Annotated in this window: 23 protein-coding genes and 1 pseudogene; 14 read left to right on the top strand and 10 right to left on the bottom strand. The window is 58.6% G+C overall.

Annotated elements, in window-relative coordinates:
- Nucleotides 1–340 precede the first annotated feature (340 nt).
- A complete protein-coding gene (locus OC71_RS22255; protein ID WP_011333561.1) occupies nucleotides 341–889 on the top strand; it encodes a cupin domain-containing protein in 549 nt (182 codons plus the stop codon).
- 643 nt (nucleotides 890–1,532) lie between these two features.
- Nucleotides 1,533–1,982 (top strand): hypothetical protein, encoded by a 450-nt coding sequence (locus OC71_RS22250; RefSeq protein WP_041073447.1) that lies wholly within the window; start codon nucleotides 1,533–1,535, stop codon nucleotides 1,980–1,982.
- A gap of 54 nt (nucleotides 1,983–2,036) precedes the next feature.
- Here the strand turns inward: OC71_RS22250 and OC71_RS28575 are convergent.
- Nucleotides 2,037–2,147: pseudogene (locus OC71_RS28575) on the bottom strand (fructose-bisphosphate aldolase); the annotation flags it as partial.
- A 220-nt stretch (nucleotides 2,148–2,367) separates the two neighbouring features.
- Here OC71_RS28575 and OC71_RS28095 point away from each other — a divergent pair.
- Nucleotides 2,368–3,042, top strand: a complete 675-nt coding sequence (locus tag OC71_RS28095; RefSeq protein WP_152620464.1) for a hypothetical protein — start codon at nucleotides 2,368–2,370, stop codon at nucleotides 3,040–3,042.
- A 331-nt stretch (nucleotides 3,043–3,373) separates the two neighbouring features.
- Here OC71_RS28095 and OC71_RS28570 read toward each other — a convergent pair whose 3' ends face one another.
- Nucleotides 3,374–3,643, bottom strand: coding sequence for a hypothetical protein (locus OC71_RS28570; protein WP_041073445.1), 270 nt, complete (start codon nucleotides 3,641–3,643; stop codon nucleotides 3,374–3,376).
- 588 nt (nucleotides 3,644–4,231) lie between these two features.
- Here OC71_RS28570 and OC71_RS28565 point away from each other — a divergent pair.
- From OC71_RS28565 to OC71_RS22210, 7 genes are all read left to right on the top strand, one after another.
- Nucleotides 4,232–4,657 carry a hypothetical protein gene (locus OC71_RS28565; protein WP_041073444.1) on the top strand — a complete coding sequence of 142 codons (426 nt, stop codon included), beginning with the start codon at nucleotides 4,232–4,234 and terminating at the stop codon, nucleotides 4,655–4,657.
- A gap of 70 nt (nucleotides 4,658–4,727) precedes the next feature.
- Nucleotides 4,728–5,159 (top strand): hypothetical protein, encoded by a 432-nt coding sequence (locus OC71_RS22235; protein ID WP_041073442.1) that lies wholly within the window; start codon nucleotides 4,728–4,730, stop codon nucleotides 5,157–5,159.
- A gap of 80 nt (nucleotides 5,160–5,239) precedes the next feature.
- Entirely contained in the window at nucleotides 5,240–5,578 is a 339-nt protein-coding gene (locus OC71_RS22230) for a hypothetical protein (RefSeq protein ID WP_041073440.1), read from the top strand.
- Nucleotides 5,579–5,709: 131 nt separating this feature from the next.
- A complete protein-coding gene (locus tag OC71_RS22225; RefSeq protein ID WP_041073437.1) occupies nucleotides 5,710–6,123 on the top strand; it encodes a hypothetical protein in 414 nt (137 codons plus the stop codon).
- 202 nt (nucleotides 6,124–6,325) lie between these two features.
- Entirely contained in the window at nucleotides 6,326–6,706 is a 381-nt protein-coding gene (locus OC71_RS22220; RefSeq protein WP_041073435.1) for a hypothetical protein, read from the top strand.
- A 15-nt stretch (nucleotides 6,707–6,721) separates the two neighbouring features.
- A complete protein-coding gene (locus OC71_RS22215; RefSeq protein ID WP_041073433.1) occupies nucleotides 6,722–7,144 on the top strand; it encodes an HD domain-containing protein in 423 nt (140 codons plus the stop codon).
- 143 nt (nucleotides 7,145–7,287) lie between these two features.
- Nucleotides 7,288–8,307, top strand: coding sequence for an AbrB family transcriptional regulator (locus OC71_RS22210; protein WP_041073431.1), 1,020 nt, complete (start codon nucleotides 7,288–7,290; stop codon nucleotides 8,305–8,307).
- Between the two features lie 160 nt (nucleotides 8,308–8,467).
- Here OC71_RS22210 and OC71_RS22205 read toward each other — a convergent pair whose 3' ends face one another.
- The gene (locus tag OC71_RS22205) at nucleotides 8,468–9,244 is read right to left on the bottom strand and encodes an NAD(P)H-dependent oxidoreductase (RefSeq protein ID WP_041073429.1); all 777 of its coding nucleotides are present in this window, start codon (nucleotides 9,242–9,244) and stop codon (nucleotides 8,468–8,470) included.
- An 84-nt stretch (nucleotides 9,245–9,328) separates the two neighbouring features.
- Here OC71_RS22205 and OC71_RS22200 point away from each other — a divergent pair, with 84 nt between their 5' ends.
- Nucleotides 9,329–10,222, top strand: coding sequence for a LysR family transcriptional regulator (locus tag OC71_RS22200; RefSeq protein WP_177327926.1), 894 nt, complete (start codon nucleotides 9,329–9,331; stop codon nucleotides 10,220–10,222).
- 252 nt (nucleotides 10,223–10,474) lie between these two features.
- Nucleotides 10,475–11,260, top strand: a complete 786-nt coding sequence (locus tag OC71_RS22195; protein ID WP_041073425.1) for a DeoR/GlpR family DNA-binding transcription regulator — start codon at nucleotides 10,475–10,477, stop codon at nucleotides 11,258–11,260.
- A 128-nt stretch (nucleotides 11,261–11,388) separates the two neighbouring features.
- On the opposite strand, the gene OC71_RS22190 is transcribed toward OC71_RS22195, so the two are convergent.
- The 4 genes from OC71_RS22190 to OC71_RS22175 form a co-directional block, all read right to left on the bottom strand.
- Nucleotides 11,389–12,672: an FAD-binding oxidoreductase gene (locus OC71_RS22190; protein ID WP_041073557.1), complete on the bottom strand. Its 1,284-nt coding sequence runs from the start codon at nucleotides 12,670–12,672 to the stop codon at nucleotides 11,389–11,391.
- 146 nt (nucleotides 12,673–12,818) lie between these two features.
- Nucleotides 12,819–14,183, bottom strand: a complete 1,365-nt coding sequence (locus OC71_RS22185) for a glutamine synthetase family protein (protein ID WP_041073423.1) — start codon at nucleotides 14,181–14,183, stop codon at nucleotides 12,819–12,821.
- Nucleotides 14,184–14,709: 526 nt separating this feature from the next.
- Nucleotides 14,710–16,053: a chromate efflux transporter gene (gene chrA / locus OC71_RS22180; protein ID WP_041073421.1), complete on the bottom strand. Its 1,344-nt coding sequence runs from the start codon at nucleotides 16,051–16,053 to the stop codon at nucleotides 14,710–14,712.
- Nucleotides 16,054–16,118: 65 nt separating this feature from the next.
- Nucleotides 16,119–17,012 (bottom strand): LysR family transcriptional regulator, encoded by an 894-nt coding sequence (locus tag OC71_RS22175; RefSeq protein ID WP_041073420.1) that lies wholly within the window; start codon nucleotides 17,010–17,012, stop codon nucleotides 16,119–16,121.
- Between the two features lie 283 nt (nucleotides 17,013–17,295).
- Here OC71_RS22175 and moaB point away from each other — a divergent pair, with 283 nt between their 5' ends.
- Both moaB and glp read left to right on the top strand, forming a co-directional pair.
- Nucleotides 17,296–17,835 (top strand): molybdenum cofactor biosynthesis protein B, encoded by a 540-nt coding sequence (gene moaB, locus OC71_RS22170; RefSeq protein WP_041073418.1) that lies wholly within the window; start codon nucleotides 17,296–17,298, stop codon nucleotides 17,833–17,835.
- Nucleotides 17,832–19,037: a gephyrin-like molybdotransferase Glp gene (glp, locus tag OC71_RS22165; RefSeq protein WP_041073416.1), complete on the top strand. Its 1,206-nt coding sequence runs from the start codon at nucleotides 17,832–17,834 to the stop codon at nucleotides 19,035–19,037. The genes moaB and glp overlap by 4 nt, the downstream gene beginning before the upstream one ends.
- Nucleotides 19,038–19,214: 177 nt before the next feature.
- Here glp and OC71_RS22160 read toward each other — a convergent pair whose 3' ends face one another.
- From OC71_RS22160 to OC71_RS22150, 3 genes are all read right to left on the bottom strand, one after another.
- Complete coding sequence (locus OC71_RS22160; RefSeq protein WP_041073414.1) at nucleotides 19,215–20,114, bottom strand: bestrophin family protein; 900 nt, start codon at nucleotides 20,112–20,114, stop codon at nucleotides 19,215–19,217.
- A gap of 35 nt (nucleotides 20,115–20,149) precedes the next feature.
- On the bottom strand, nucleotides 20,150–21,148 hold the full coding sequence (gene moaA, locus OC71_RS22155) for a GTP 3',8-cyclase MoaA (RefSeq protein WP_041073412.1): 999 nt from the start codon (nucleotides 21,146–21,148) through the stop codon (nucleotides 20,150–20,152).
- Between the two features lie 262 nt (nucleotides 21,149–21,410).
- On the bottom strand, nucleotides 21,411–22,262 hold the full coding sequence (locus OC71_RS22150) for a CAP domain-containing protein (protein ID WP_041073409.1): 852 nt from the start codon (nucleotides 22,260–22,262) through the stop codon (nucleotides 21,411–21,413).
- Nucleotides 22,263–22,327 lie beyond the last annotated feature (65 nt).

Below are 22,327 nucleotides of genomic sequence, written 5' to 3'. Positions count from 1 at the left end.
GCCCCGCACAGGCGCCGCCGGTTTTTTCACATGACCGGCAACACCACAAACCCTGTGGGAGCGAGCTTGCTCGCGAAAGCGGCCTATCAGCAAAAGAGATGTTGAATGTGCCGACCATTCGCGAGCAAGCTCGCTCCCACAGGTCTTGTGCCTGACCCGCAATTACCCCCAGCAGGCTCATTTCACCCACCGTCCATCGAACCTGCTGAGCAACACCGGCAAACGTGATTTAATAGCCGCCTTTCACGGTTCCGGGACACGGGAGCAACGTGATCCGCGCCTTGCGCGGCACCCGCCACCCACCCCCATTACCCTTAAGTACTACTCACATAAGGCTGTCATGGATACGGGTTCTCGACTCAAACTAGTACGCGAAAGCTACAAACTCTCCCAGCGCGAGCTGGCCCGGCGTAGCGGCGTGACCAATGCCACCATCTCCCTGATCGAACAGAATCGCGTCAGTCCTTCCGTCAGCTCCCTGAAAAAGCTGCTCGAAGGCATCCCGATGTCCCTGGCCGACTTCTTCACCTTCGACCAGCCCCCGCGCGAACACCAATACGTCTTCCGCGCCAACGAACAACCCGACCTCGGCCGCCACGGCCTGCGCCTGCTGCTGATCGGCGCCTCCGTGCCGAGCCGCCAGATGCGCTTGCTGCGTGAGCAATACGCACCGGGTGCGAGTTCGGGGGAAGAGCCGATTGTGCATGCGGAAGGCGAGGAGTGTGGGCTGGTGACGCGTGGCACGGTGGAGTTGACCGTAGACGGGCAGGTGAGCGTGTTGAGTGCGGGGGATGGGTATTATTTTCCGACGACGCTGCCGCATAAATTTCGGAATATTGGGGCGGATGAGGCTGAGATAATTAGTGCGAATACGCCGGCGAATTTTTGAGAAAAACGTCGTTTTCCTCGCATTAACCGCAAACTGAAAACCGCAGAGATGCGGTTTTTTTACGACTGAAATTCTGTTCCCTCTCTCGTTTTTGAATGCTTAAAGTGATGTTTATGTGCCATCATATGGATCCAAAAAATGGAGGTGGCTCATGGCAGAAAAAAAAGACGAGAATTTAGGTGGAGCCGTTGCCGCAGGCGTTAGCGCTGCGACAGGAGCAGGCCTCGGTGCAGCCTACGGTGTAACCGCTATCGGAGTAGCCGCAGCTGAAACGGCCGCAGCGGCTGCTCTTGCGACTGCTGGATCGGCGGCAGCAACTACCGCAACGTTGGCTGCAGCGGGAGGTGGTAGCTTGGCGGTGGGTGGAACTGGGATGGTTGGTGGGGTAACGGCGATTGCGGGAAGTGCTGCTGGCGCTGCCGTCTTGCCTATTGTTGGATGCGCTGTTGCCGGAGCTGCGGTGTTAGGGTTGGTAGGCTGGGGGGCTTATAAAGTTGGTCGTAAGTTTCTTGATGATTGAACAAAATTAGTCGCAAAATATTTAAATAATTTGTTTTTTCGATGATTCATTGCGCTCGGTAATTCGATTGTATAGATCGTAGCGAGCCAAGCTTTTTGGTCTCAACAGATAAGGATGTTGCAGATGTGGTTTTTTAAAAAGGAAGGTCGTGCTACATATCTAGAGTTTTTGAGGAATTTAACTCCGCAGATTCTTCTATTCGCCGCTATCATGATTATTGGCGAGAAAATGATGAGGCAACCTCCTGAGTCTTGTGCGTGGTATGGCATTGGGGTCTTTGTGCTAGTGCTGTTCGCAATTATGTGGATTCTTGCATTCGCTGCCAATGGATCTCTTTTATATGACAAGGCATTGGCCAGTCGCTCTGACATTGAAGAGCATAAGAGCATGCTGAAAGAGGGCGGGCTCAAGGGTGGTAAGTTGGCATGGGCGTCCTTTAAATATACTGCTGGTAATCATCGGCTTTTGGTTGCTGAAGTCGTGATCATTATTTTTGTGATCTATGGTAGTACAATTTTGGCGATGATGTCCGGTGTTATAACTGCACTTGGATTTCTCAAGAATGTAAAATAAAAGTAGCTTAAAGGTGGCAGATTTATTTGTGCAAGTCCGTCACCTTCAATTTTCCTAGCCAAAAACACCAAATTCCCGTTGCTCTATAACTCGAAACACGTCACTCGCGTCCTTAATTAGAGTTCTGGCGATGATGGTGACTGTGTTGATGTCATGTTCCATGAAAAGGTGACAGATTTATTTATGTGGCAGGATACCGAAGAGCTGAAACAACGTGTTGCCGATTTCCAGAATGAATACTTCTCTGCCTGCCTGGCCCGTGCGACACAATAGTTTTTATTATTTTCTATCTATTGCGGTGGTGCAGTAGATGTTTTCTTGTGAGCAATACTCAACATTGACGGAAGTTAAATCCGTCTTTCTAGTTGTAAGTGGTTTGACGACAGTGGCTTACGTAATTTATTTAGGCGCTATGGTAGTTCTGAAGGCGCTGGGACGTGATCTAAATCGTCTTGTCAGTAATAGGTTTTTTGTGTCTCTGGTGACTTTGGCCGCTCGTCGATGCATTTGGGTCGCTGTTTGCGTATCTGTCGGAATGGCTATCTGTGGTTGGATGATATTGGCACTGGATTACCTTTTATCATTGAGATTCGGTCCCTTTGAAGAATGTACAACAGTGTACTTTCTCTATGGGTGGAAAATGTGCCTCACTGGAATGATGCTTGGATTTTTGCTTTATTTTGCGACAAAAGCTCAGCGTTTCCACATTCCGCTTGGTAAATTTACATCGCTGACCACCAGTACCCCTCGAGAATATCACCTGCATCTAAATGGCAAGATTGAGCCGGTGTCAATGGCATACGTTTATGCGCGAAACTCCATTAATAAACTTATAAAAGAACACTCTGGATTCGTGTTGGTCATGGAATCTTGGCTTTTGGCCAAAGATGCTATTCCGCCAATAGGAATAGAGGCAGTCAAGGGAACGTACTCTTTTGTTGTTTCGTGGCGTAGTCGAAGCGGGGGGAAGTTTGTTAGAGGTTTTTTGTTGGTCTGTAGACTTGTTGCAATGTTTGTCTTGGCTCCAGTGATATATAAAAATATCGTGATCTTCGGCTGAGTCCGATGACTCCATCGAGGGGTATGCAGTTGCTGTTGATGAAGTGTTCTTCCCTTAATGTCAGTTGGAGTTATAAGATGACACCATTTTTTCAGCTCTTGGTTTTAACTGCTCTGTACCCGGAAAAAATGGAAGCGGCAACAGGGTGTAGCGGAGTAATAGTTATAGAGATTTAAGCTAGAATTGCTTTTTGTTTTTGGAATTAAGAAGGTGACAGGTTTTCTTGTGTAAGTCCGCCATCTTCCAGTGCTCTATCCAAGGAGAACGAAAGAAAAGGTGACAAAGAAAAGGTGACAGATTTAATTATGTGAACCTGTCACCTTCAAATTTTCTAGCCAGGAACATCGAATCCTCGTTGCTCTACAACTCGAAATATATCACTCACGTCTTGCACCATGATCCTGGCAATGGTGGTCACAGTGTAGATGTCGTGTTCTGCATGGTCCATCAGATCCAGGTATTTGAGAACGGCGTTAAGGCGCTCACTGGCACAAGCATGGAGGTCCCGCAGTGGGGCGTCAGCGTCGATGAGCAGAACGGGTCGATCGGTAGCGGGGTGGGACATGTTCGCGCAGTGGCACATCAATTTCTGTGTCGTCATGGTGTTAATCCTTTGTTGAGAAGAATTGCCACCGTTCTGCTGCGAAACAAAATGGGTGGCAGCTATGCGCGGGTTCGCAGACCGGAGGATTAACACCAAGACCCGGCAGACCCGAAGGTCTCCCACGCACAACCGCCATAAAGATTACGCAGCCGAGAATCGGCCGTGCCAGACGGAACTGGGTGTCAATCTTAAGGGCTGCGAAACCCTATCGCCAAATTCGTTCAGCGACAGACCCACTCTAGGCACCTACTTCTACCGTCGCAACCAGCCTGTAGGACGTGAAATCACCACGTGTGGCCAGCGATTTTGCTCCCGGTTGGCGGCGCAATCGGCGTAAATCAATGGCTGCAGCGTGTCAGGGAAAAATGACTCGCCATGTTTCGACCCACTTCGCAGCCCCGCAAGAACAAGCTCCCTCACCACGCGGAGAAATTTCCTACGGCGTTTTCAGATCAAAAAAATCATCGCACATTCCAGCCCCGGAACTTTCCTCAAAACCGATGTCAATTTGATGGCGTGTCGCGACGCTCATTCATCGGCTCAAGCAGTGCCAGGCTAATTCCTGGTCAACCATGGAAGTGTGTGATGAGACTATTACTCGCAATGTTGTTGATGTTCAGCAGCTACAGCTTTGCCAGTTGCGGCAACATTGATGACCACGATCAGCGGGCCTATTGCAATGCCAGGGAGAGCGGCAGCAGTTGCGGCAATATCGACAATCACGATATGCGGGCAGCGTGTAACGCGGAGATGGGCGGCAGTTCCTGCGGCAATATCGACGACCATGACCAGCGCGCCTACTGCAACGCCAAAAAGAGCGGCAGCAGTTGCGGCAATATCGATGATCACGACTTGCGTGCGCGGTGCAACGCGGAGCAGGGCGGCAGTTCTTGCGGGAACATCGATGACCATAATCAACGAGCTTATTGCAATGCCACGACCGGCGGCGGCAGTTGCGGAAATATTGGCGACCATGACCTGCGCACCCGGTGCGAAGCCATTAAACGTTGAAGCAACAAATCGCTCAGTGATTGCATCAAGCAGAGCCAGGCTGCTTCCTGGCAACCCAGGGAAATGCGCAATGAAACGAATGCTTGCAACGTTGTTGATGTTTGCTTTTGCAGGGCAAGCATTTGCTGGCTGTATGGGGATCGCTGATCAGGATCAACGGCGCTATTGCGAAGCCAAATCGGAAGGAGGCAGTTGCAACGGTATCAACAATCAAGATCTGCGCAGAGCCTGCGAGGCGGAAACGGGGGGCGGCAGTTGCAACGGCATCGATAATCAGGATCAGCGCCGCTATTGCGAGGCTAAGACTCGCGGTGGCAGTTGCAATGGTATCAACAGTCAGGACTTACGCAGAATGTGCGAGGCAGAAACGGGTGGCGCCAGTTGCAACGGTATCGATAATCAGGATCAGCGCCGGTTCTGTGAGGCCAAGACAAATGGTGGCAGCTGCAACGGAATCGGTAGCCAGGACTTGCGTGCTCAGTGCGAAGCGATGAAGCGCTGATTCTTGCAGGTTAGATCGATTTGATGGCATTGCGATATCAGTGATAGAGTCCCGGGCCAATTTTTCAAGGAAGACCATCTGTGCTAAGCAAACGTCTTTTTACCGGTGCAGCATTACTTACCGTAAGCATCTCTGCTCAAGCCGGCATCTCCAAGGCCGAATATTTGAAAGGCTGCAATATCCTGGAAAATGCTGCAATGGTCGTCATGCAAGCGCGACAGGAGGGTGCTCCCATGGCGACGCTTTGGGAAATCTCCGAAAAAAATGATAATAAGTTCATCGCCAAGATGTACCAGAAGCTTATTCAAGACGCATTTGAAGAGCCGCGACGAGAAACTGAAGAGCAGCAAAAGGTTGCGACTACAGAATTCCAGAACAAATATTTCGCTGCATGCTTGGTCAGTACGCCAAAAGAATAAAAGCAAGTGAAAAGGTGACTGAATCATTCAAATGATTCGTCGCTTTTTGGATTTGTGTTGACGCATCGCAACACTCATTGAGTGGATCAAGCAGAGCCAGGCTGTTTCCTGGCAATCCAGGGAAGTGTGAGATGAAACTTATTCTTGCGATGTTGTTGCTGTTCAGCGGCTACGTTTCCGCCAATTGTTCCAGCATCAGTGATCACGACAAGCGCAGTTATTGCCAAGCCAGGCAGGAAGGCAGCAGCTGTTCTTCTATCGGTGACCACGACCTGCGTTCGGCCTGCGAAGCGGAGAAAGGCAGTTCGTGTTCAAGCATCGGCGATCATGACCAGCGTAGTTATTGTGAGGCCAAAAAGGGTAGTAGTTGTTCGTCCATTGGCGACCATGACACGCGTTCGGCCTGCGAAGCGGAGAAAGGCAGTTCTTGTTCAAGCATTGGTGATCATGACCAACGTGCCTTTTGTGAAGCGAAGAAAGGCAGTAGTTGTTCGTCCATCGGCGATCATGATCTGCGCAATCAGTGCGAAGCCATGAAGCGCTGATCCGTCGGCCTGAATCCAAACGCAAAAAAGGGACACCCTACGGTGTCCCTTTTTTCTGGGCGACTGAAACGCAATTCCCGGACTGCCCAGTCAAACTTTTCACTTGTCACAACCCGGTTCATCGCCAAAGGTTCCCCCCATCGACACCACGACGTAGACTGCGAAACAAGTTGTAACGCCTCGCCCACGGACGGAACCGCGCATGATCGAAATCGGCAGCCGCAACAACGCGCCCACGCCGCAGCACCCCACTCAAGACATCTATATTTTCAGCATCGACCAGTCCCGACCGGCTACACCGTTCTGCTTCGAGCAATCGATTGGCGGCGGGCATGCCGAGCAGGGCGGGGCGCGGTGGTTGGCGCTGGATGAGCTGGATGGCTGGCCCGGCGAATGGCGTGAGCATTTGAAGAAGGCCGATTGTGCGTGGGTGGCGCAGGTGATCGATGCGCATCCGGGGGCGGATCAGGCGATATTGGTTTCCGTGATTCTTGAACAACATTCCCAGCCAGTGGGGCGCTTGAAAACAATCGGCAACTGGCTCAAACGCAACATTCATGTCGGCGGCCGTTACGGCGTTTAAACCACGGAGACTCGCATGACTCAAACCCTCGAACGCGCTATCGCCATCGCTGCCACCGCCCACACCGGGCAGGTGGACAAGGGCGGTGCGCCGTACATTCTGCATCCGCTGAAAGTCATGTTGCGCATGAACTCGCTGGAAGAACGCATCGTCGCGGTGCTGCACGACGTGGTCGAGGATTGCGGCGTCAGCCTCGATGACTTGCGCAAGGAAGGTTTCAGCGAAGAGGTGCTGACGGCGATTGAGTCGGTGACCAAAGTGCCGGGCGAATCCTACGAGGATTTCGTCGAGCGTGCGGCGCAGAACCCGATTGGCCGGGTGGTGAAACTGGCGGATCTGGAAGAGAACAGCGACCTGTCGCGGATTGCCTCGCCAAGTTGGGAAGATCTGGAACGGGTCGAGAAGTATCGGCGGGCGATTGGGCGGTTGCGCACGTAAAAACGAATACCCCCCTGTAGGAGCTGCCGAAGGCTGCGATCTTTTGATCTTGCTTCTAAAAATCAAAGTCAAAAGATCGCAGCCTGCGGCAGCTCCTACAGGGGAGTGGGATACCTCAGGGAAATAGCCAGGAAGGCGAAAAAATGAAATCGATTCTGTGTTTGTTGATCGCGGCCGCCGTTGGCGCTGCGTTGCAGGTCAGCGGTGTTCCTCATGGCCTGTTGCTGGGGGCGATCCTCGTCACCGCATGGATCACCACGCGCAGCGGTTTTGCCCCCGCCACCCCGTATGGCCTGGGCTACATCCAGGTCACGCTGGGCATCGCTACCGGGCTGATGTTCGAGGCGTGGGACAGTGCGACGGCGTCGGCGATGTTGCCAAGCCTCGGCGTGTTGCTGATATGCCTGACCGTGCAGATTGCCCTCGCCGGATGGTGGCTGACCCGCGGCGCTGGATGGAATCGCACCGATGCGCTGTTGGCGGTGTACCCCGGCGCATTGGCGGCGGTGTTTGATTTGCTCGAATCGGAAAAGGCTTCGAGCAAGGTCATCATCGTGCACCTGATGCGCTTGTTGCTGATCACGCTGCTGGTGAGCTTTTTGATTCCCGGGCAGGCCTCGGTGGCAGTCGTTGAAAGCGCTCCGTTGAGCACGGGTATGGCGTTGACCGTATTCGTACTGATTGGCCTGAGCGTGGTGCTCGGGCGTTTGCTGCTGGTGATCGGCGTGCCGGCGCCGTTCATGCTGACGGCGATTTTGCTGACGGCGGCGTTTGTGAAATCGGGATGGCTGCACGGCTTTCACATGCCGGACTGGAGCCTGAATCTGGCGGCGCTGATTCTCGGTGTGCGGATCGGCTCGCGTTTTCAGGGGCTCGGTCTTGCGGAATTGGGCCGGCATGGGCGGACGGCGCTGGTGTCGGTCGGCTTGATGATCGTGGTGGCGGCGGCGTTTGCCGGAGTCGCCGCGCGCTGGCTGGGCAGTGATCCGCTGTCGCTGTGGCTGGCGTACATGCCGGGGGCGATCGAGACGATTGCGATTGTCGCGTTTGCCGGTGGGCTGAATGTGGTGTTTATCCTCACGCATCATCTGGCGCGGATGGTATTGCTGCACTTTGCGCCGGCGTTGTTGGTGCAGGTGCGACGAGCGCAGAAGGAAGTCTGAAGCACATCCCCCTGTGGCGAGGGAGCTTGCTCCCGCTGGGCTGCGAAGCGGCCCCAAACGCCGATGCCACGGTGTTTCAGGTGTACCGAAATCCCAGGTTTTGCGACGACTGCGTCGCCGAGCGGGAGCAAGCTCCCTCGCCACAAAGGTTCAGTGATCTTTACCGCGTGTGGGCGGCAAAGCCCTCTAGCCCCGGTGCAATACCTTCCTTCAACGTCAACGCCGGAATCTCATAATCCCCGGCATTCTGCTGCCGATACGCAATCGGCCGCGTGCTCCACAGCTCATCCAGACGCGTACCCAGCGCCTCGCAGGTCTCGGCAAACCGCGCTTGATCCATGCGGCTGGCGCGGTACACCAGGAAGGGCGGCACCACGTCGAAACCGGGGTAGAACAGCACGCCGTGCTGAATCGGAAACAGCAAATCATCAATCGGCCCGTTGATCCCGCGTGGGCTGTAATGCGAATCCCAGCCTCCGGTGGTGACCAGCAGCATCGCGCGTTTGCCTTTCATTTTGCCTTCGCCGTAACGCTCGCCCCAGCGCGCATCGGAATGCTCGCCGACACCGTAGGCAAACCCGTAGGCATACACGCGCTCGACCCAGCCTTTGAGGATGGCCGGCATGGTGAACCACCACAGCGGAAACTGCAGGATCAATGCGTCGGCCCACAACAGTTTTTCCTGCTCGCGGGCGATGTCGGCGGACTGCCGGCCCTGTTGGTAAGCCAGTTTCGAGTCGATCGAAGCGTGGAATGGTCGGCTTTCATCGCGACCGGGAGCGTCATCGGCGTCGATCGTGGTTTTCCAGTTCATCGCATACAGGTCGGAGACCTGCACGGTATGGCCGGCGGCTTGCAGGCGCTGGACGGTGAAGTCCTTGAGCGAGCCGTTGAGCGAAGAGGGTTCGGGGTGGGCGTAGACCAGTAGCACATTCATGTTGCAACTCCTTGGTTGAATGCAGGCAGGATCAATCCTTGATCGGTATATTGGAAATGAATGTCTGATATGTCAGGTATAGCCATGAATAATTTACGACGTCTGGATATCAACTTGCTGTTGACCCTAGACGTGTTGTTGGCAGAACACAACGTAACCCGCGCCGCAGAGCGCTTGAGCCTGTCGCAGCCGTCGGTGAGCGTGCACCTGGCCAAGCTGCGCGAGATCTTCGGTGACCCGCTGTTGCTGCCCGGGCCACGGGGCATGCGCCCGACCGTGCGGGCCGATGAACTGCGCGAGCCGTTGCGCGAGGCACTGGAAGCACTGGAACGCGCGGTGGCGCCGGCCAGCGCGTTCGATCCGGCACAGGCCCGCCACATCTGGAAAGTCGCGGCGACCGATTACGGCGAGTCGACGGTGGTGCTGCCAGCCCTCAGCGGTTTGCGCACTCAGGCACCGGGCACGCGGCTGGCGGTGCTTGATCTGGTGCCGGCGCAGTTGGCCAGGCAGGCGGAGCAGGGCGTGTTTGACCTGGCGCTGCACATCACCGAAGACGCGCCGCTGGATCTGCATCAGCGGGTGCTGTTCACCGAGCATTACGTGTTGGCCGGTCGCGTCGGGCATCCGGGGTTGAAGCGTAAGCCGACTCGCGAACAGTTCTGCGCGCTGGAACACGTGATGGTGTCGCGCGAGGGCGGGGGCTTTTTCGGGGTCACCGACAAGGCGCTGGCCGAGGTCGGTCTGGCGCGCAAAGTGGTGCTGTCGGTGCCGCATTTTCTGATGGTGATGTCGGTGCTGGCCAGTACTGATCTGGTGGCGATGCTGCCGTCACGGCTGGTGCGCGGCAACCCGGCATTGCAGGTGGTGGACGCACCGCTGCAGGTGCCGGGCTACGAAATGGCGATGTTCTGGGGCGAGCGCGCGCATCGCGACCCGGCACACAAGTGGCTTCGCGAGCATCTGGCGAAGTCGGTGTGACGGATCAGGCGTGGCCCAAGGCAATCGCAAAAGACACCACGATCATGCACGCAAACGCAAAATTGAGATTCATCAGCTGTTCATCCTGAGCCTTTTTAAAGTGAGGCCATTCTGAACAGGCGCCATGCAAAGAAAAAATTGGGCCTGTTGATTCCAATGATCGAAACAATTGATACCGGCCGGTTTGTGTTTGCCCGAGGCTTTCGCTAGTCTCGGCAAAACCTGCAACTACAAGCACAAACAGGCAAAACCATGCACGATCATTCGGTCACCGCACTGCCCTCCCTGCGCCGGCAGAAAATCCTCCTGATCCTCGAGCGCGACGGCAAGGTCATGGCCTCCGAGTTGAGCCAGCATTTCGCCGTGTCCGAAGACACCATCCGCCGCGACCTCGCCGAACTGGACAACGCCGGACTGGTGCAGCGTGTGCACGGCGGGGCGCTGCCAAGGCCCAAGGACAGCGGCAAGGATTACTTCACCCGGCTGGATGAGACCGATGAGGTCAAAGTGCAGTTGGCGCAACGGGCGGCGCGAGAGGTCGAGGACGGGCAGATTGTGTTGTTCGATTCCGGCTCGACCGCGTTGCAGGTGGCGCGTTCGCTACGGGCGGATATCCAGATCACCGCGGTAACCGCAGCGCCGATGACGGCCATCGCGTTGTCTGAGTACAAGGGCGTGAAAGTGATTCTCGCCGGAGGGCAACTGAACCCACGCACGATGTCGGCCAGCGGGCATGAAGCGGTACGCATGCTGACCGGGATCAAGGCGGACCTTGCCTTTACCGGCGTCTGCGCGATTCACCCGGAAGTGGGCATCACCTCGCTGCACTTCGATGAAGTGCCGGTGAAACAGGCGCTGCTCGACAGCGCGACGCGGGTGATTGCGGTAACCACGGCGGACAAGCTGGGGGCGGTGGAGCCGTTTGTGGTGGCGCCGTGCACGCGCCTGCATACGCTGATTACCGAGCGGCATCTGGCGTCGGGCAGTGTCGAGGATTATCGGCGGTTGGGGATTGTGGTGGAGCAGTTGCCGGACTGAGGTTTTGTGCTGAGGCTGCTGGCCTCATCGCTGGCAAGCCAGCTCCCACAGGTTTTGGTGGTGTACATAATGTTGAGTACGACACGGACACTGTGGGAGCTGGCTTGCCAGCGATGGGGCCAGTGCGATCAACGCAATTTTTCAAGCATCTGGTAATACCACATCCCCGCCGCCAGCAACGGATTGCCCAGCAAATCCCCCATCGGCACCCGAATGTGCTGGCACTGCGCAAACGTGTCGAACTGTTCCATCTGCCCGGTGATCGCGCGGCTCATGATTTCGCCCATGATGTGCGTCGTCGCGATCCCGTGTCCCGAGTAGCCCTGGCAATACCAGACGTTGTCCGAGAGCTTGCCCAGTTGCGGAATGCGGTTGATCACGATGCCCATCGCGCAGCTCCACTGATAGTCGATCTGCACCCCTTTGAGCGCCGGGAAGGTCTGTTCGATGCACGGGCGCAGTTCGGCGGCGATGTCCCGTGAATCCTTGCCGCTGTAGTTCGCGCCGCCACCGAACAGCAGGCGCCCGTCGGCCGTGAGGCGGTAGTAGTCGAGGACGAAACGGCAGTCGTACACCGCGAGGTCTTCGGGATTGATCTGCCGCGCCAGATCACCCAGCGGCGCGGTGGTGACGATACCGCCCATGGCCGGGAAAATCTTGCCCTTGAGCTGGCCCGGTTCGAGCTTGTGATAGACGTCACCGGCGAGCATGACCTGATTGGCGTCGATCTGGCCGTGGGCGGTGCGTACGCCCGGGCTCTTGCCGTGAATGATCTCCAGCACTTCACTGTTCTCGAAGATCAGCGCGCCAAGACTTTCTGCCGCCCGCGCTTCGCCGATACACAGGTTGAGCGGGTGCAGATGCATGTTGCGCGTGTTCTTGATTGCGCCGTGGTAGAGGTCGCTTTGCAGCAGGTCGCGCATTTGACTGCGGTCGAGCAGGCTGACTTCGTCGCCGAGGCCGCGACGCACGGCTTCCTCGTAATCATTGCGCAAACCGGCCATGTGGCTCGGCTTGTAAGCCGCGTGCAGATGACCGTGTTTGAGGTCGCACTGAATGCCGTACTTCTCGACCCGCTGCCGGATGATTTGATGCCCGCGCCAGCGCAGGTGCCAGATGAAATCGTCGACTTCATCACCGAGTTTCGGGCGCATCTGTTTGCGCATCGCGCCGTCGCCGGAGAGGCTGCCGGTGACTTGTCCGCCATTGCGCCCGGTGGCGCCCCAGCCGATCTTGTGGCTCTCGACGATGGCAACTTTCAGGCCTTTTTCGGCGAGTTCGACGGCGGTGGCGACGCCGGTGAAACCGCCGCCGATGATCACCACATCGACTTGATGTCGGCCTTGCAGGGTCGGGTAGTCGGTGTCCTGTTGAAGGGTGGCGGTGTAGTAGGAATTGCAGCGTTGGGTCATGTTGGTGTCCACAAAAAATCGGGAGTCAATTCGAGGTCCTTGTGGGAGCTGGCTTGCCAGCGATAGCGGCGTATCAGTCACCAGAGATGCTGAATGTGCCGGCCCCATCGCTGGCAAGCCAGCTCCCGCAGGATTCAGGGTGTATGTCAGGCTTCGGTCAGGTACCAACGCCAATCCTGCTCACCCACCTCGGCCATGAACTGCCGGTATTCGGCACGCTTCACCGCCAGGTACACGCCAAGAAATTCCTGGCCCAGGGCATCCCGCGCCCACGCGGAATTTTCCAGCGCCTGGAGCGACGTCAGCCAATCGGTCGGCAGCAGTTCCTTGGCTTGCGCGTAGCCGTTGCCCTCGACCGGCGCACCCGGATCGAGGTTTTCACGAATCCCGCGATGGATCCCGGCAAGGATCGCTGCCGCCGCCAGATACGGGTTGGCGTCGGCGCCGCAGATGCGGTGTTCGATGTGCCGGGTGTTGGCCGGGCCGCCCGGTACGCGCAGGCTTACTGTGCGGTTGTCGACGCCCCAGGTCGGCGCCAAAGGCGCATAGCTGTTGGCCTGAAAGCGGCGGTAGGAGTTGGCGTTGGGGCAGAACAGCAGCAGCGTATCGAGCAGCGAGGCGAGCATGCCGCCAATCGCCGTGCGCAGCAGCGGGGTGCCGGCCGGATCCTCGGCGGCGAACAGGTTGCGTCCTTCGCCATCGGCGAGGCTGACGTGCATGTGCATGCCGGTGCCGGCCAGATCATCGAACGGCTTGGCCATGAACGTCGCCTGCATGCCGTGCTTGTGCGCCACCGCTTTGACCAAACGTTTGTAGCGCACTGCCTGATCCATCGCGACCAGTGCGTCGCCATGTTCGAGGGTGATTTCCACCTGTCCTGGCGCATATTCCGAGATCGCCGTGCGCGCCGGAATGCCGTGCAGTTTGCAGGCGCTGTAGAGGTCGGCGAGGAACGGTTCGATCTGCTCCAGTTCGCGCAAACCGTAGACCTGAGTGTGTCGCGGTCGGCCGCCATCGGCATCCAGCGCCGGTTGCGGACGGCCGTTGTGATCGCGTTTGGCGTCGAGCAGATAGAACTCCAGTTCGCACGCCATTACCGGGTGATAACCCTCGGCCTTGAGGCCGTCGATGACCTTGATCAGCAGATGACGCGGGTCGGCGATGCTCGCTGGCATTCCCTCGGTCGGGTGCATGCTGACCTGCACCGCCGCGGTGGGAATCTGTCGCCACGGCAGGCGCACCAGACTGCCTTCGAGCGGGTAGGCGCGGCAGTCGATGTCGCCGACGTCCCACACCAGCCCGGAGTTTTCCACATCCTCGCCCTGCACGGTGAGGCCGAGGATGGTGCTGGGTAGCGGGCGACCGCTCTGGTACACGGCAAGCAGTTCTTCACGGTGCAACAACTTGCCGCGTGGCACGCCGTTGGCGTCGAGGATGAACAGCTCGATCATGTCGATATCGGGGTTTTGTTCAAGGAACAGGCGTGCGTCTTCGATGGCTGCGAATTTCATGGTCAATCACTCACGATGGCGCCGCACAGGCGCGCAGATTCGGGCCGGGCGCATTGAAGGCGTCCCGGCAGGGATATCAAATGGAGATCAGTCAGACGTGACACAGAACCTGTGGCGAGGGAGCTTGCTCCCGCTGAGGCGCGAAGCGCCTCTCGCTTTTTGATTCAAGGGCAGGGGACTGCTACGCAGTCCGGCGGGAGCAAGCTCCCTCGCCACAAATGGATTTTCTGACTGTCGGAATCAGCAGGCGATATCCGGCGGGCGTGCGGAGTGACGCAGCTTGGAACGGCGCAGGGCCATGGGGAGATTGACGATGCGATTCATGCACGGCCCCTGTGACAGGGGGCGCACACAGCGGAGACGTTCAACCTTTCTGGTTGTTGTGGTGACGTACTCATAACGCGTGTTTCCGTTGGCGGAAAACGTCGGTGGCGGGGCATACCCGCCGACCGGTGTGCCCGGATAGTAAGGGGCAATCTGCGGGCCTGTAAACCGCTGATTGCGCCCCGGCACCGTTGGACGACGTTCAGCGCAGCAGGTGAAAGCCCAGCCCGGCAAGGGCGCAAACGATCAACACTTCGATCACCCCGCGTTTGAAAATGAACAGCGCCAACGCCGCCAGCAGCGCCAGCCCGATCGAAAACAGATCCGGATGCCCGGCGAAACCGCTCGGCCAGAACACGTGATACGCGAAGAAACACGCCAGGTTGAGGATCACCCCGACCACCGCCGCGGTGATCGCGGTCAACGGTGCAGTGAACTTCAGTTCGTTGTGGGTCGACTCCACCAGCGGCCCGCCGGCGAGGATGAACAGAAACGAAGGCAGGAAGGTGAACCAGGTCACCAGCGTCGCTGCCAATGCGCCGGCGGCGAACGCATGTTCCGCGCCGAATGCCGGTTGCACGTAGCCGCCAATGAAACCGACAAACGCCACCACCATGATCAGCGGGCCGGGTGTGGTTTCGCCGAGGGCGAGGCCATCGATCATCTGCGTCGGCGTCAGCCAGCCGTAATGCCCGACCGCGCCTTGATAGACATACGGCAACACCGCGTAGGCGCCACCGAAGGTCAGCAGTGCGGCTTTGGTGAAGAACCAGCCCATTTGCGTGAAGGTGCCGTCCCAGCCGAACAGCGCGGTCAGCAGGCCCATCGGCAAACACCATAACGCCGCGCCGATCAACAGCAGGCGCCACAGCTTTGGCAGGCTGAATCGCGCATGCTCAGGCGTCGGCGTGTCGTCATCGATCAACGCCGGGCCGAAGGATTGGGCGTTGCTGCGCTGGCCGCCGTTGTTGAAGCGCTGCGGCGCCAGTCGCCCGCCGAGATAACCGATCAGTGCCGCGCCGAGCACAATCAGTGGGAACGGCAGATTGAAGGCAAAAATCGCCACGAATGACGCCCCGGCGATCGCCCACAACCAACTGTTTTTCAACGCCCGCGAGCCGATACGGTGCGCCGCGTGCAAGACAATCGCGGTCACCGCCGGTTTGATCCCGTAGAAGATTCCAGCGACCACCGGCACGTCGCCGAAGGCGATGTACAGCCACGACAGCGCAATCAGAATAAACAGTGACGGCAATACGAACAGTGCCCCGGCGATCACCCCGCCCCAGGTGCGATGCAACAGCCAGCCAATGTAGGTCGCCAGCTGCTGGGCCTCGGGGCCGGGCAGCAACATGCAGTAGTTCAGCGCATGCAGAAACCGTCGCTCGGAGATCCAGCGCCGGAGCTCGACCAGTTCCTGATGCATGATCGCGATCTGCCCGGCCGGGCCGCCGAACCCGATGCAGCCGAGCTTGAGCCAGAAGCGCCAGGCCTGGCGCAGCGTTACGGGAGCGGGTCTGGGCAAATCTTCGGGTGAGGTGTTCAAGCGCGGCGCCTGCGGTGGATGTTGTCGAAGCCGCTATCTAAGCAGTTTTTTGTTCAAGTGTGGTGTCAGTCTTGACCCTTTCCAAACAACTTGCGTGCCTCGGCGAAGCACTTCTCGGCGATCGCCGAACGCGGTTCGGTCTTGCGCATCACCAGCCCCAGCGGTGCCAGCACACTGGCATCCGGCAATTGCATGAACGACAGGTGTTCGATCGGCTCTTCCAGCCCGCTGTCCAGCGGCATGATCGAGCAACAGAAGCCCTGATGAATGGCCTGCAACAGCTGATAGGTCGAATCGCTTTCCAGGATCGGCTGCGGATTGAGGCCGCGACTGCGGAAACTCAGGTCGATGGATTTGCGGTAATGCATGCCGGTGGTGATCATCCCCAACGGCAGTTCGGCGGCGTCTTCCCAGCTGATGTCAGAGCCTTCGAAATGGAAGTGACGGTTGTCGTAAAGCAGCCCGACGCGGGTTTCGCCAATCTCGAAAAAATCGAAATAGTTGTGGTTGACGTGGTCGAGGTAGCACACGCCCAGGTCCAGTTGATTGTTGCCAAGCTCGGCGATGATCTCGTCTGAACTCCCCGACGACAGACTGAATTTCAGCTCGGGATACGTGCCGGACAAGCTCTGGATGTAATTGATCGGGTTGAAGTTGCTCAACGGCACCAGGCCCAGGCGCAGGCTGCCGACCAGTTGCCCGCGGCACGCTGCGGCTTCGGCAAACAGGCCGTCATGCGCGGCCAGCAGCGTGCGGGCCCAGGCCAGCACTCGTTCGCCGGCCTCGGTAAACCCTTCAAAGCGCTGGCCGCGATTGACCAGCACCAGATCCAGCTCATCTTCCAGATTGCGCAGACGCATCGACAGGGTCGGCTGGGTAATGTGGCAGCGGGCGGCGGCCTGGCCGAAGTGTCGGGTTTCGTCCAGCGCGATCAGGAACTTGAGTTGTTTGATGTCCACGAAAGCACCTGCTCGTTGAAATTTGAATGGGCTGTTGACGCAGAGGCGCGCCGCGCATGGAAAACGCGAGGCGCGACAATCACATTTGCCTCGGGTCGCGTCCAATCGGAAGCGTTGAAAAGCCTATCGATCAGCTCTATCGCCCATGGTTTCAAAGGCGTTGGCCAAGGTCAACGGGAGCGATAGAGCAGATCGATAATGCGGTAGGTCAGAGTGATTAGACAGTCCTCACAAGTGGCACTTAGGCTGCTCGGCAATCTGATTGACTATTGCCGGAGATTCCATGAGTGCGAAAGCGGATGCCCTGTTTGTGCCCCTGAACATTGCCGTACTGACCGTCAGCGATACTCGCGATTATGCGAGCGACACCTCCGGGCAATTGTTGGTCAGCCGTCTGCTGGAGGCCGGTCACACTTTGAGCGAACGCAATCTGCTCAAGGATGATCTGTACAAGATCCGCGCCCAGGTCGCCCACTGGATTGCCGACGACAGCGTTCAGGTGGTGCTGATTACCGGCGGCACTGGCTTCACCGGGCGCGATAGCACACCGGAAGCGGTGGCCTGTCTGCTCGACAAGCAGATCGACGGGTTTGGCGAGTTGTTCCGCGCCATTTCGATTCTCGACATCGGCACGTCGACCGTGCAAAGCCGCGCGCTGGCAGGGCTGTCCAACGGCACGCTGGTGTGCTGCCTGCCAGGTTCGACCGGTGCCTGCCGCACGGCGTGGGAAGGCATTCTTGCCGAGCAACTGGACAACCGCCATCGCCCGTGCAACTTCGTGCCGCACCTCAAATCAGTGAACGCCTGCGGGCCACGCGGATGAGCAAGGCGGCGTTGATGCCGGTCGAAGACGCCCTCGACCAACTGCTCGGCATGGCCAATGAGCAACGATTGGCCGACAGCGAAATGCTGCCGCTCGACGAGGCGCGCGGGCGGGTGCTCGCCAGTGATCTGGTGGCGACGCTCGACCTGCCGCCGTGGCCGAACAGTGCCATGGACGGTTACGCGTTGAACCTGGCCGATCTGCATCGCCAGCCGTTGAAGGTGTCGCAAAAGATTTACGCCGGCCAGGCGCCGGACGCTTTGTTGCCCGGCACCTGTGCGCGGATCTTTACCGGCGCACAGGTACCGCTGGGTGCCACTTGCGTCGAGATGCAGGAGAACGTCGAAGTGCTGGACGACGGCCGCGTGCGTTTCTTGCAGCCGCTGAAGGCGGGGCAGAACATTCGTGCACAAGGCCAGGAAAACCGCATCGGCGACATTCTCCTGCGCGCCGGCAAACGCCTCGGACCGTTCGAACTGGCGGTCGCCGCCGGGCAAGGGTTGGCGCAGTTGCACGTGGTGCGGCGCCCGCGCGTGGCGCTGCTGTCGACCGGTGACGAACTGGTCGAACCGGGCCAGCCACTGCGCCCCGGCAGCATCTACAACAGCAACCGCGTGTTGCTCGGTCATTGGTTGCGCGAGCTGGGCTGCGAAGTGATCGACGCCGGAATCCTCCCGGATCGCCCGGCGCAGACGCGGCTCAAGCTTGAACAACTGCAAGTGGCGGCCGACTTGATCCTGACCACGGGTGGCGTGTCTGCCGGTGATGCCGATTGCCTCGGGCAGGTGTTGCGCGAGGACGGCAAGCCGCTGCTGTGGAAACTGGCGATCAAACCGGGCAAGCCGCTGACCGTGGGGCATTTCGGCAACGTGCCCGTGATCGGTCTGCCGGGCAATCCGACCTCGGCGCTGGTGACCTTCGGCCTGCTGGCGCGGCCATATCTGCTGCGCATTCAGGGCGTGGAAGAGGTCATGCCGTTGAGCTTTACGGTGAATGCCGGGTTCGACTGGAGCAAGGCCGGCAGCCGGCGCGAATACCTGCGGGTGCGGTTGGAAGCGGGAAATGCAGTGCTGTACCCGAATCAAAGCTCCGGCGTTTTGCTGGGTGCGACCTGGGCCGATGGGCTGGTGGAAGTGCCGGAACATAGCACCCACCGCATCGGCAATCCGCTGCGCTTCATTCCCTTCAACGAACTCTTTTAAAGCGAAGGCTGCGATCTTTTTTGTAAGGCTTATGAAAACGTATCAACACTATCAAAATCTGTGGGAGCTGGCTTGCCAGCGATGAGGCCGTGTCAGCCAACATCAGAGTGACTGACCCGCCGCCATCGCTGGCAAGCCAGCTCCCACAGGTTTTTGAGGTGTCTGGAAAACGAAGAATCAGCTCAGCACATAGTCCACCGGCAACAACATCGGTGGCAGGTCGGTCTCACCCAGTTCGCTGAGAATATCGCGCTCAATGGTGCGCACCAGCGAGTCGGTCGCCAGGTCGTTTTCGTCGCGACCGAACGGGTCTTCCAGCTCATCGGCAATCGCGTCCAGACCAAAAAATGTGTAGCTGACAATCGCGGTAAACAGCGGCGTCAGCCAGCCCAGCGGTTCGGCCATGGCGAACGGCAACAGGATGCAGAACAGATAGATGGTGCGGTGCAGCAGCAGGGTGTAGGGGAAGGGCAGCGGGGTGTTCTTGATCCGTTCGCACACCGCTTGCGCCTGGGTCAGGCTGGTCAGGTGATTGGCCAGCAGCATGTAGCGCCACTCGCTCAGTTCGCCGCTCTGGTGCAGGTCGGAGCACTGTTGGCCGACCTGCTGCAGAATGCGCCCGCTGTAGTCTGGCACCTGTGCATCGTGCGGCGGGGTGATCCACGCATGGCTGGCCGCCGCTTCGCTTTCCCGGCGCAACCGCGCATTCAGCGAGTGGGCAAAACCGCAGAGATTGAGCAGCAACGGCTTGCGTTGCACCGATTCGCGGATGACCTGGGTTTCGCGGATCACCGAACGAATGTGCACCAGCACATCGCCCCAGGCCTTGCGCGCTTCATACCAACGGTCGTAGCAGGCGTTGTTGCGAAAACTCATGAAAATCGACAGCGACAGCCCGAGCAAGGTGAACGGCGTGGCGTTGACCTTGGTGAAGTTGCTCGGGTGGAGCATTTCCATCAGCACGATGGCGGAGGCCAGCAAGGTGACCATCAGCGTGCGCAGGGCGATGCGTTTGGCGATCGAGCCCTTGAGGGTGAAGAGAATGGCGAACTGGTTGACCTTGGGTCTGACGATCATGCTGGGCGATCCCGGTTACGCAGGGTGAGGGCGGCTCAACCGCCGGTCATGTTCATGAAGCGCACGACCTGAACGTCGTCGTTCACTTCGAAATTGTGCCGGTACGGCTTGAGTTTCATCGCCTCGATAATGGCCTTCTCCAGCCGCTGCGGTTGCCCCGGATGAGCACGCAACACGGCTTTGAGGTCCACCGAATGCTCGTTACCCAGACACAGTAGCAAACGTCCTTCGACGGTTAGCCGCACGCGGTTGCAGGTGCCACAGAAATTGTGGCTGTGCGGCGAGATAAAGCCCAGGCGAATGTCCGGTGCTTCGGCCACGCGCCAGTAGCGCGACGGGCCTTGGGTCGACTCGGCGGAATCGATCAGGGTGTAGCGCTCGGCGATTTTCTCGCGCACCTGAGCGCTGGAGAAAAACGACTCGGCGCGACTGTGTTCGCTGATGATCCCCAGCGGCATTTCCTCGATGAAGGAGACGTCGAGCTGGCGGTCGATGGCGAAGCTCACCAGATCGTTGATCTCCTGATCGTTGCGGCCCTGCATCACCACCACGTTGAGTTTGGTTCGGGTGAAACCGGCCTTGTGCGCCGCATCGATGCCCTTGATCACCTGCGCCAGATCACCGGTGCGGGTCATTTGCTTGAAGCGATCCGGGTCGAGGCTGTCGAGACTGATGTTCAGGCGCCTGACCCCGGCGTCGAACAGCGGCGCGGCGAGTTTGTCCAGTTGCGAGCCGTTGGTGGTCATGCACAGCTCACGCAGGCCGGGCAGGGCGGCGATCTGTTCGCACAGTTTGACGACGCCCGGACGGACCAGCGGCTCGCCACCCGTCAGGCGAATCTTGCGCGTGCCCAGCGCCACGAAGCTCTGTGCCAGTTGATAGATCTCCTCCAGCGTCAGCACTTGCTGGCGCGGCAGAAACTGCATGTCCTCGGCCATGCAATACACGCAGCGGAAGTCGCAGCGGTCGGTAACCGACATGCGCAGATAGTCGACACGGCGGTTGTAACCATCGATCAAGACACGCTCTGACATGACAGCCTTACAGGAGTAGAGAAGCCGCATTGAGCGGAAGGAATGGAGTGCACGCAGGTTAGGGGCAACGTTGGCAAGCGTCCAATCACTATTAGTGAATGGCTGATTGATGCGCTCGATGATGAGTGGATTGTTCAGCGGGACGACGATCCGGGTTTGAACGCCCACAGTGGGCGTGCTCGTGAAGGCGTCCGTGCAGTCGCCACCGGTGTCAGAGCACATCCACTGTCAGCTGTGATCGCTGATGTTCCATCAATCAGGGTTATGGCGCGCCGAACATCGCGGTCCAGTAAATGCCGGCGCTGCTTTTCGGGTCGGTCGCGTAGGCGGCGCCGAGTTCCTTGTATTGTGGGTTCATCAGGTTGGCGCAGTGGCCGGGGCTGGCGAGCCAGCCATCGACGACTTTGCGCACAGTGTCTTGCCCGGCGGCGATGTTTTCGCCGACCAGCTGGCCACTGTAGCCGGCCAGTTCGGCGCGGTCGCCCGGGGTGCGGCCGTCACGGTCCTTGTGGTCGAAGTAATTGTTGTTGGCCATGTCGCGGCTGTGATCCTGAGCGATGCTGCCCAGGCTCGCATTCCAGGCCAATGGCGCAGCGGCGGCAAAGGCCTGGCCGCCGCATTGACGTGGCTGGGCGCGGGCGGCGTTGAGTTGTTCAAGCAACTTCTGGCCTTCACTCTGCGCATCCGCGAGTTTTGCCGACAGCAGTGGACGTGCCAGCACAATGCGCCAGTCGCGATCGGCGCGGCTCACGCCGACATCGACGAACTGCGGATCCAGCACCACCTGACAGAAGCTCTCCTGAATCGCCTTCATCGCCGACGCCGCATCGCGTGGGCCGTTGAGGGTGATCGCCTGCACGTTGACCATCGGGTAACTGGCGCTGGCCATGGCCTGTTGCAGATCTACCGCGCCGGTGGCCGGCAGTCTCAGTCGTGGGTCGGCCGACAGCGGTGGCAGTTCATTGGACGCCTGGCTGCCGCAACGCTGCGGTTGGCTGCGGTAGGCATTGATCGACTCGATCAGTTGCGACTCGTCGGCAGCCATGGCCGAGGCGGCCACGGCCAGCCCAAAGGACAGCGCGGCAAAGCGCAAAACGGATGGCATGAAACGCATGGAAATCTCCTTGAGCGGAATGCGCTCATGATGCGCGAAAGGCCCCCGGTCCATGCAATGTCTTT

It is taken from the genome of Pseudomonas sp. W15Feb9B (assembly GCF_000828175.1).
Taxonomy (GTDB): domain Bacteria; phylum Pseudomonadota; class Gammaproteobacteria; order Pseudomonadales; family Pseudomonadaceae; genus Aquipseudomonas; species Aquipseudomonas parakoreensis.
This window is presented reverse-complemented; position numbering and strand designations above follow the sequence as displayed.

Coding starts and splice junctions, on each gene's coding strand:
- OC71_RS28570 (WP_041073445.1), bottom strand. CDS start 3,643: ATGACGACACAGAAATTGATGTGCCACTGCGCGAACATGTCCCACCCC.
- OC71_RS22215 (WP_041073433.1), top strand. CDS start 6,722: ATGACTCAAACCCTCGAACGCGCTATCGCCATCGCTGCCACCGCCCAC.
- OC71_RS22220 (WP_041073435.1), top strand. CDS start 6,326: ATGATCGAAATCGGCAGCCGCAACAACGCGCCCACGCCGCAGCACCCC.
- OC71_RS22205 (WP_041073429.1), bottom strand. CDS start 9,244: ATGAATGTGCTACTGGTCTACGCCCACCCCGAACCCTCTTCGCTCAAC.
- OC71_RS22250 (WP_041073447.1), top strand. CDS start 1,533: ATGTGGTTTTTTAAAAAGGAAGGTCGTGCTACATATCTAGAGTTTTTG.
- moaA (WP_041073412.1), bottom strand. CDS start 21,148: ATGTCAGAGCGTGTCTTGATCGATGGTTACAACCGCCGTGTCGACTAT.
- OC71_RS22225 (WP_041073437.1), top strand. CDS start 5,710: ATGAAACTTATTCTTGCGATGTTGTTGCTGTTCAGCGGCTACGTTTCC.
- OC71_RS22185 (WP_041073423.1), bottom strand. CDS start 14,183: ATGAAATTCGCAGCCATCGAAGACGCACGCCTGTTCCTTGAACAAAAC.
- OC71_RS22160 (WP_041073414.1), bottom strand. CDS start 20,114: ATGATCGTCAGACCCAAGGTCAACCAGTTCGCCATTCTCTTCACCCTC.
- OC71_RS22150 (WP_041073409.1), bottom strand. CDS start 22,262: ATGCGTTTCATGCCATCCGTTTTGCGCTTTGCCGCGCTGTCCTTTGGG.
- OC71_RS22235 (WP_041073442.1), top strand. CDS start 4,728: ATGAAACGAATGCTTGCAACGTTGTTGATGTTTGCTTTTGCAGGGCAA.
- OC71_RS22195 (WP_041073425.1), top strand. CDS start 10,475: ATGCACGATCATTCGGTCACCGCACTGCCCTCCCTGCGCCGGCAGAAA.
- OC71_RS22190 (WP_041073557.1), bottom strand. CDS start 12,672: ATGACCCAACGCTGCAATTCCTACTACACCGCCACCCTTCAACAGGAC.
- OC71_RS22255 (WP_011333561.1), top strand. CDS start 341: ATGGATACGGGTTCTCGACTCAAACTAGTACGCGAAAGCTACAAACTC.
- glp (WP_041073416.1), top strand. CDS start 17,832: ATGAGCAAGGCGGCGTTGATGCCGGTCGAAGACGCCCTCGACCAACTG.
- OC71_RS22210 (WP_041073431.1), top strand. CDS start 7,288: ATGAAATCGATTCTGTGTTTGTTGATCGCGGCCGCCGTTGGCGCTGCG.
- OC71_RS22200 (WP_177327926.1), top strand. CDS start 9,329: ATGAATAATTTACGACGTCTGGATATCAACTTGCTGTTGACCCTAGAC.
- OC71_RS28565 (WP_041073444.1), top strand. CDS start 4,232: ATGAGACTATTACTCGCAATGTTGTTGATGTTCAGCAGCTACAGCTTT.
- moaB (WP_041073418.1), top strand. CDS start 17,296: ATGAGTGCGAAAGCGGATGCCCTGTTTGTGCCCCTGAACATTGCCGTA.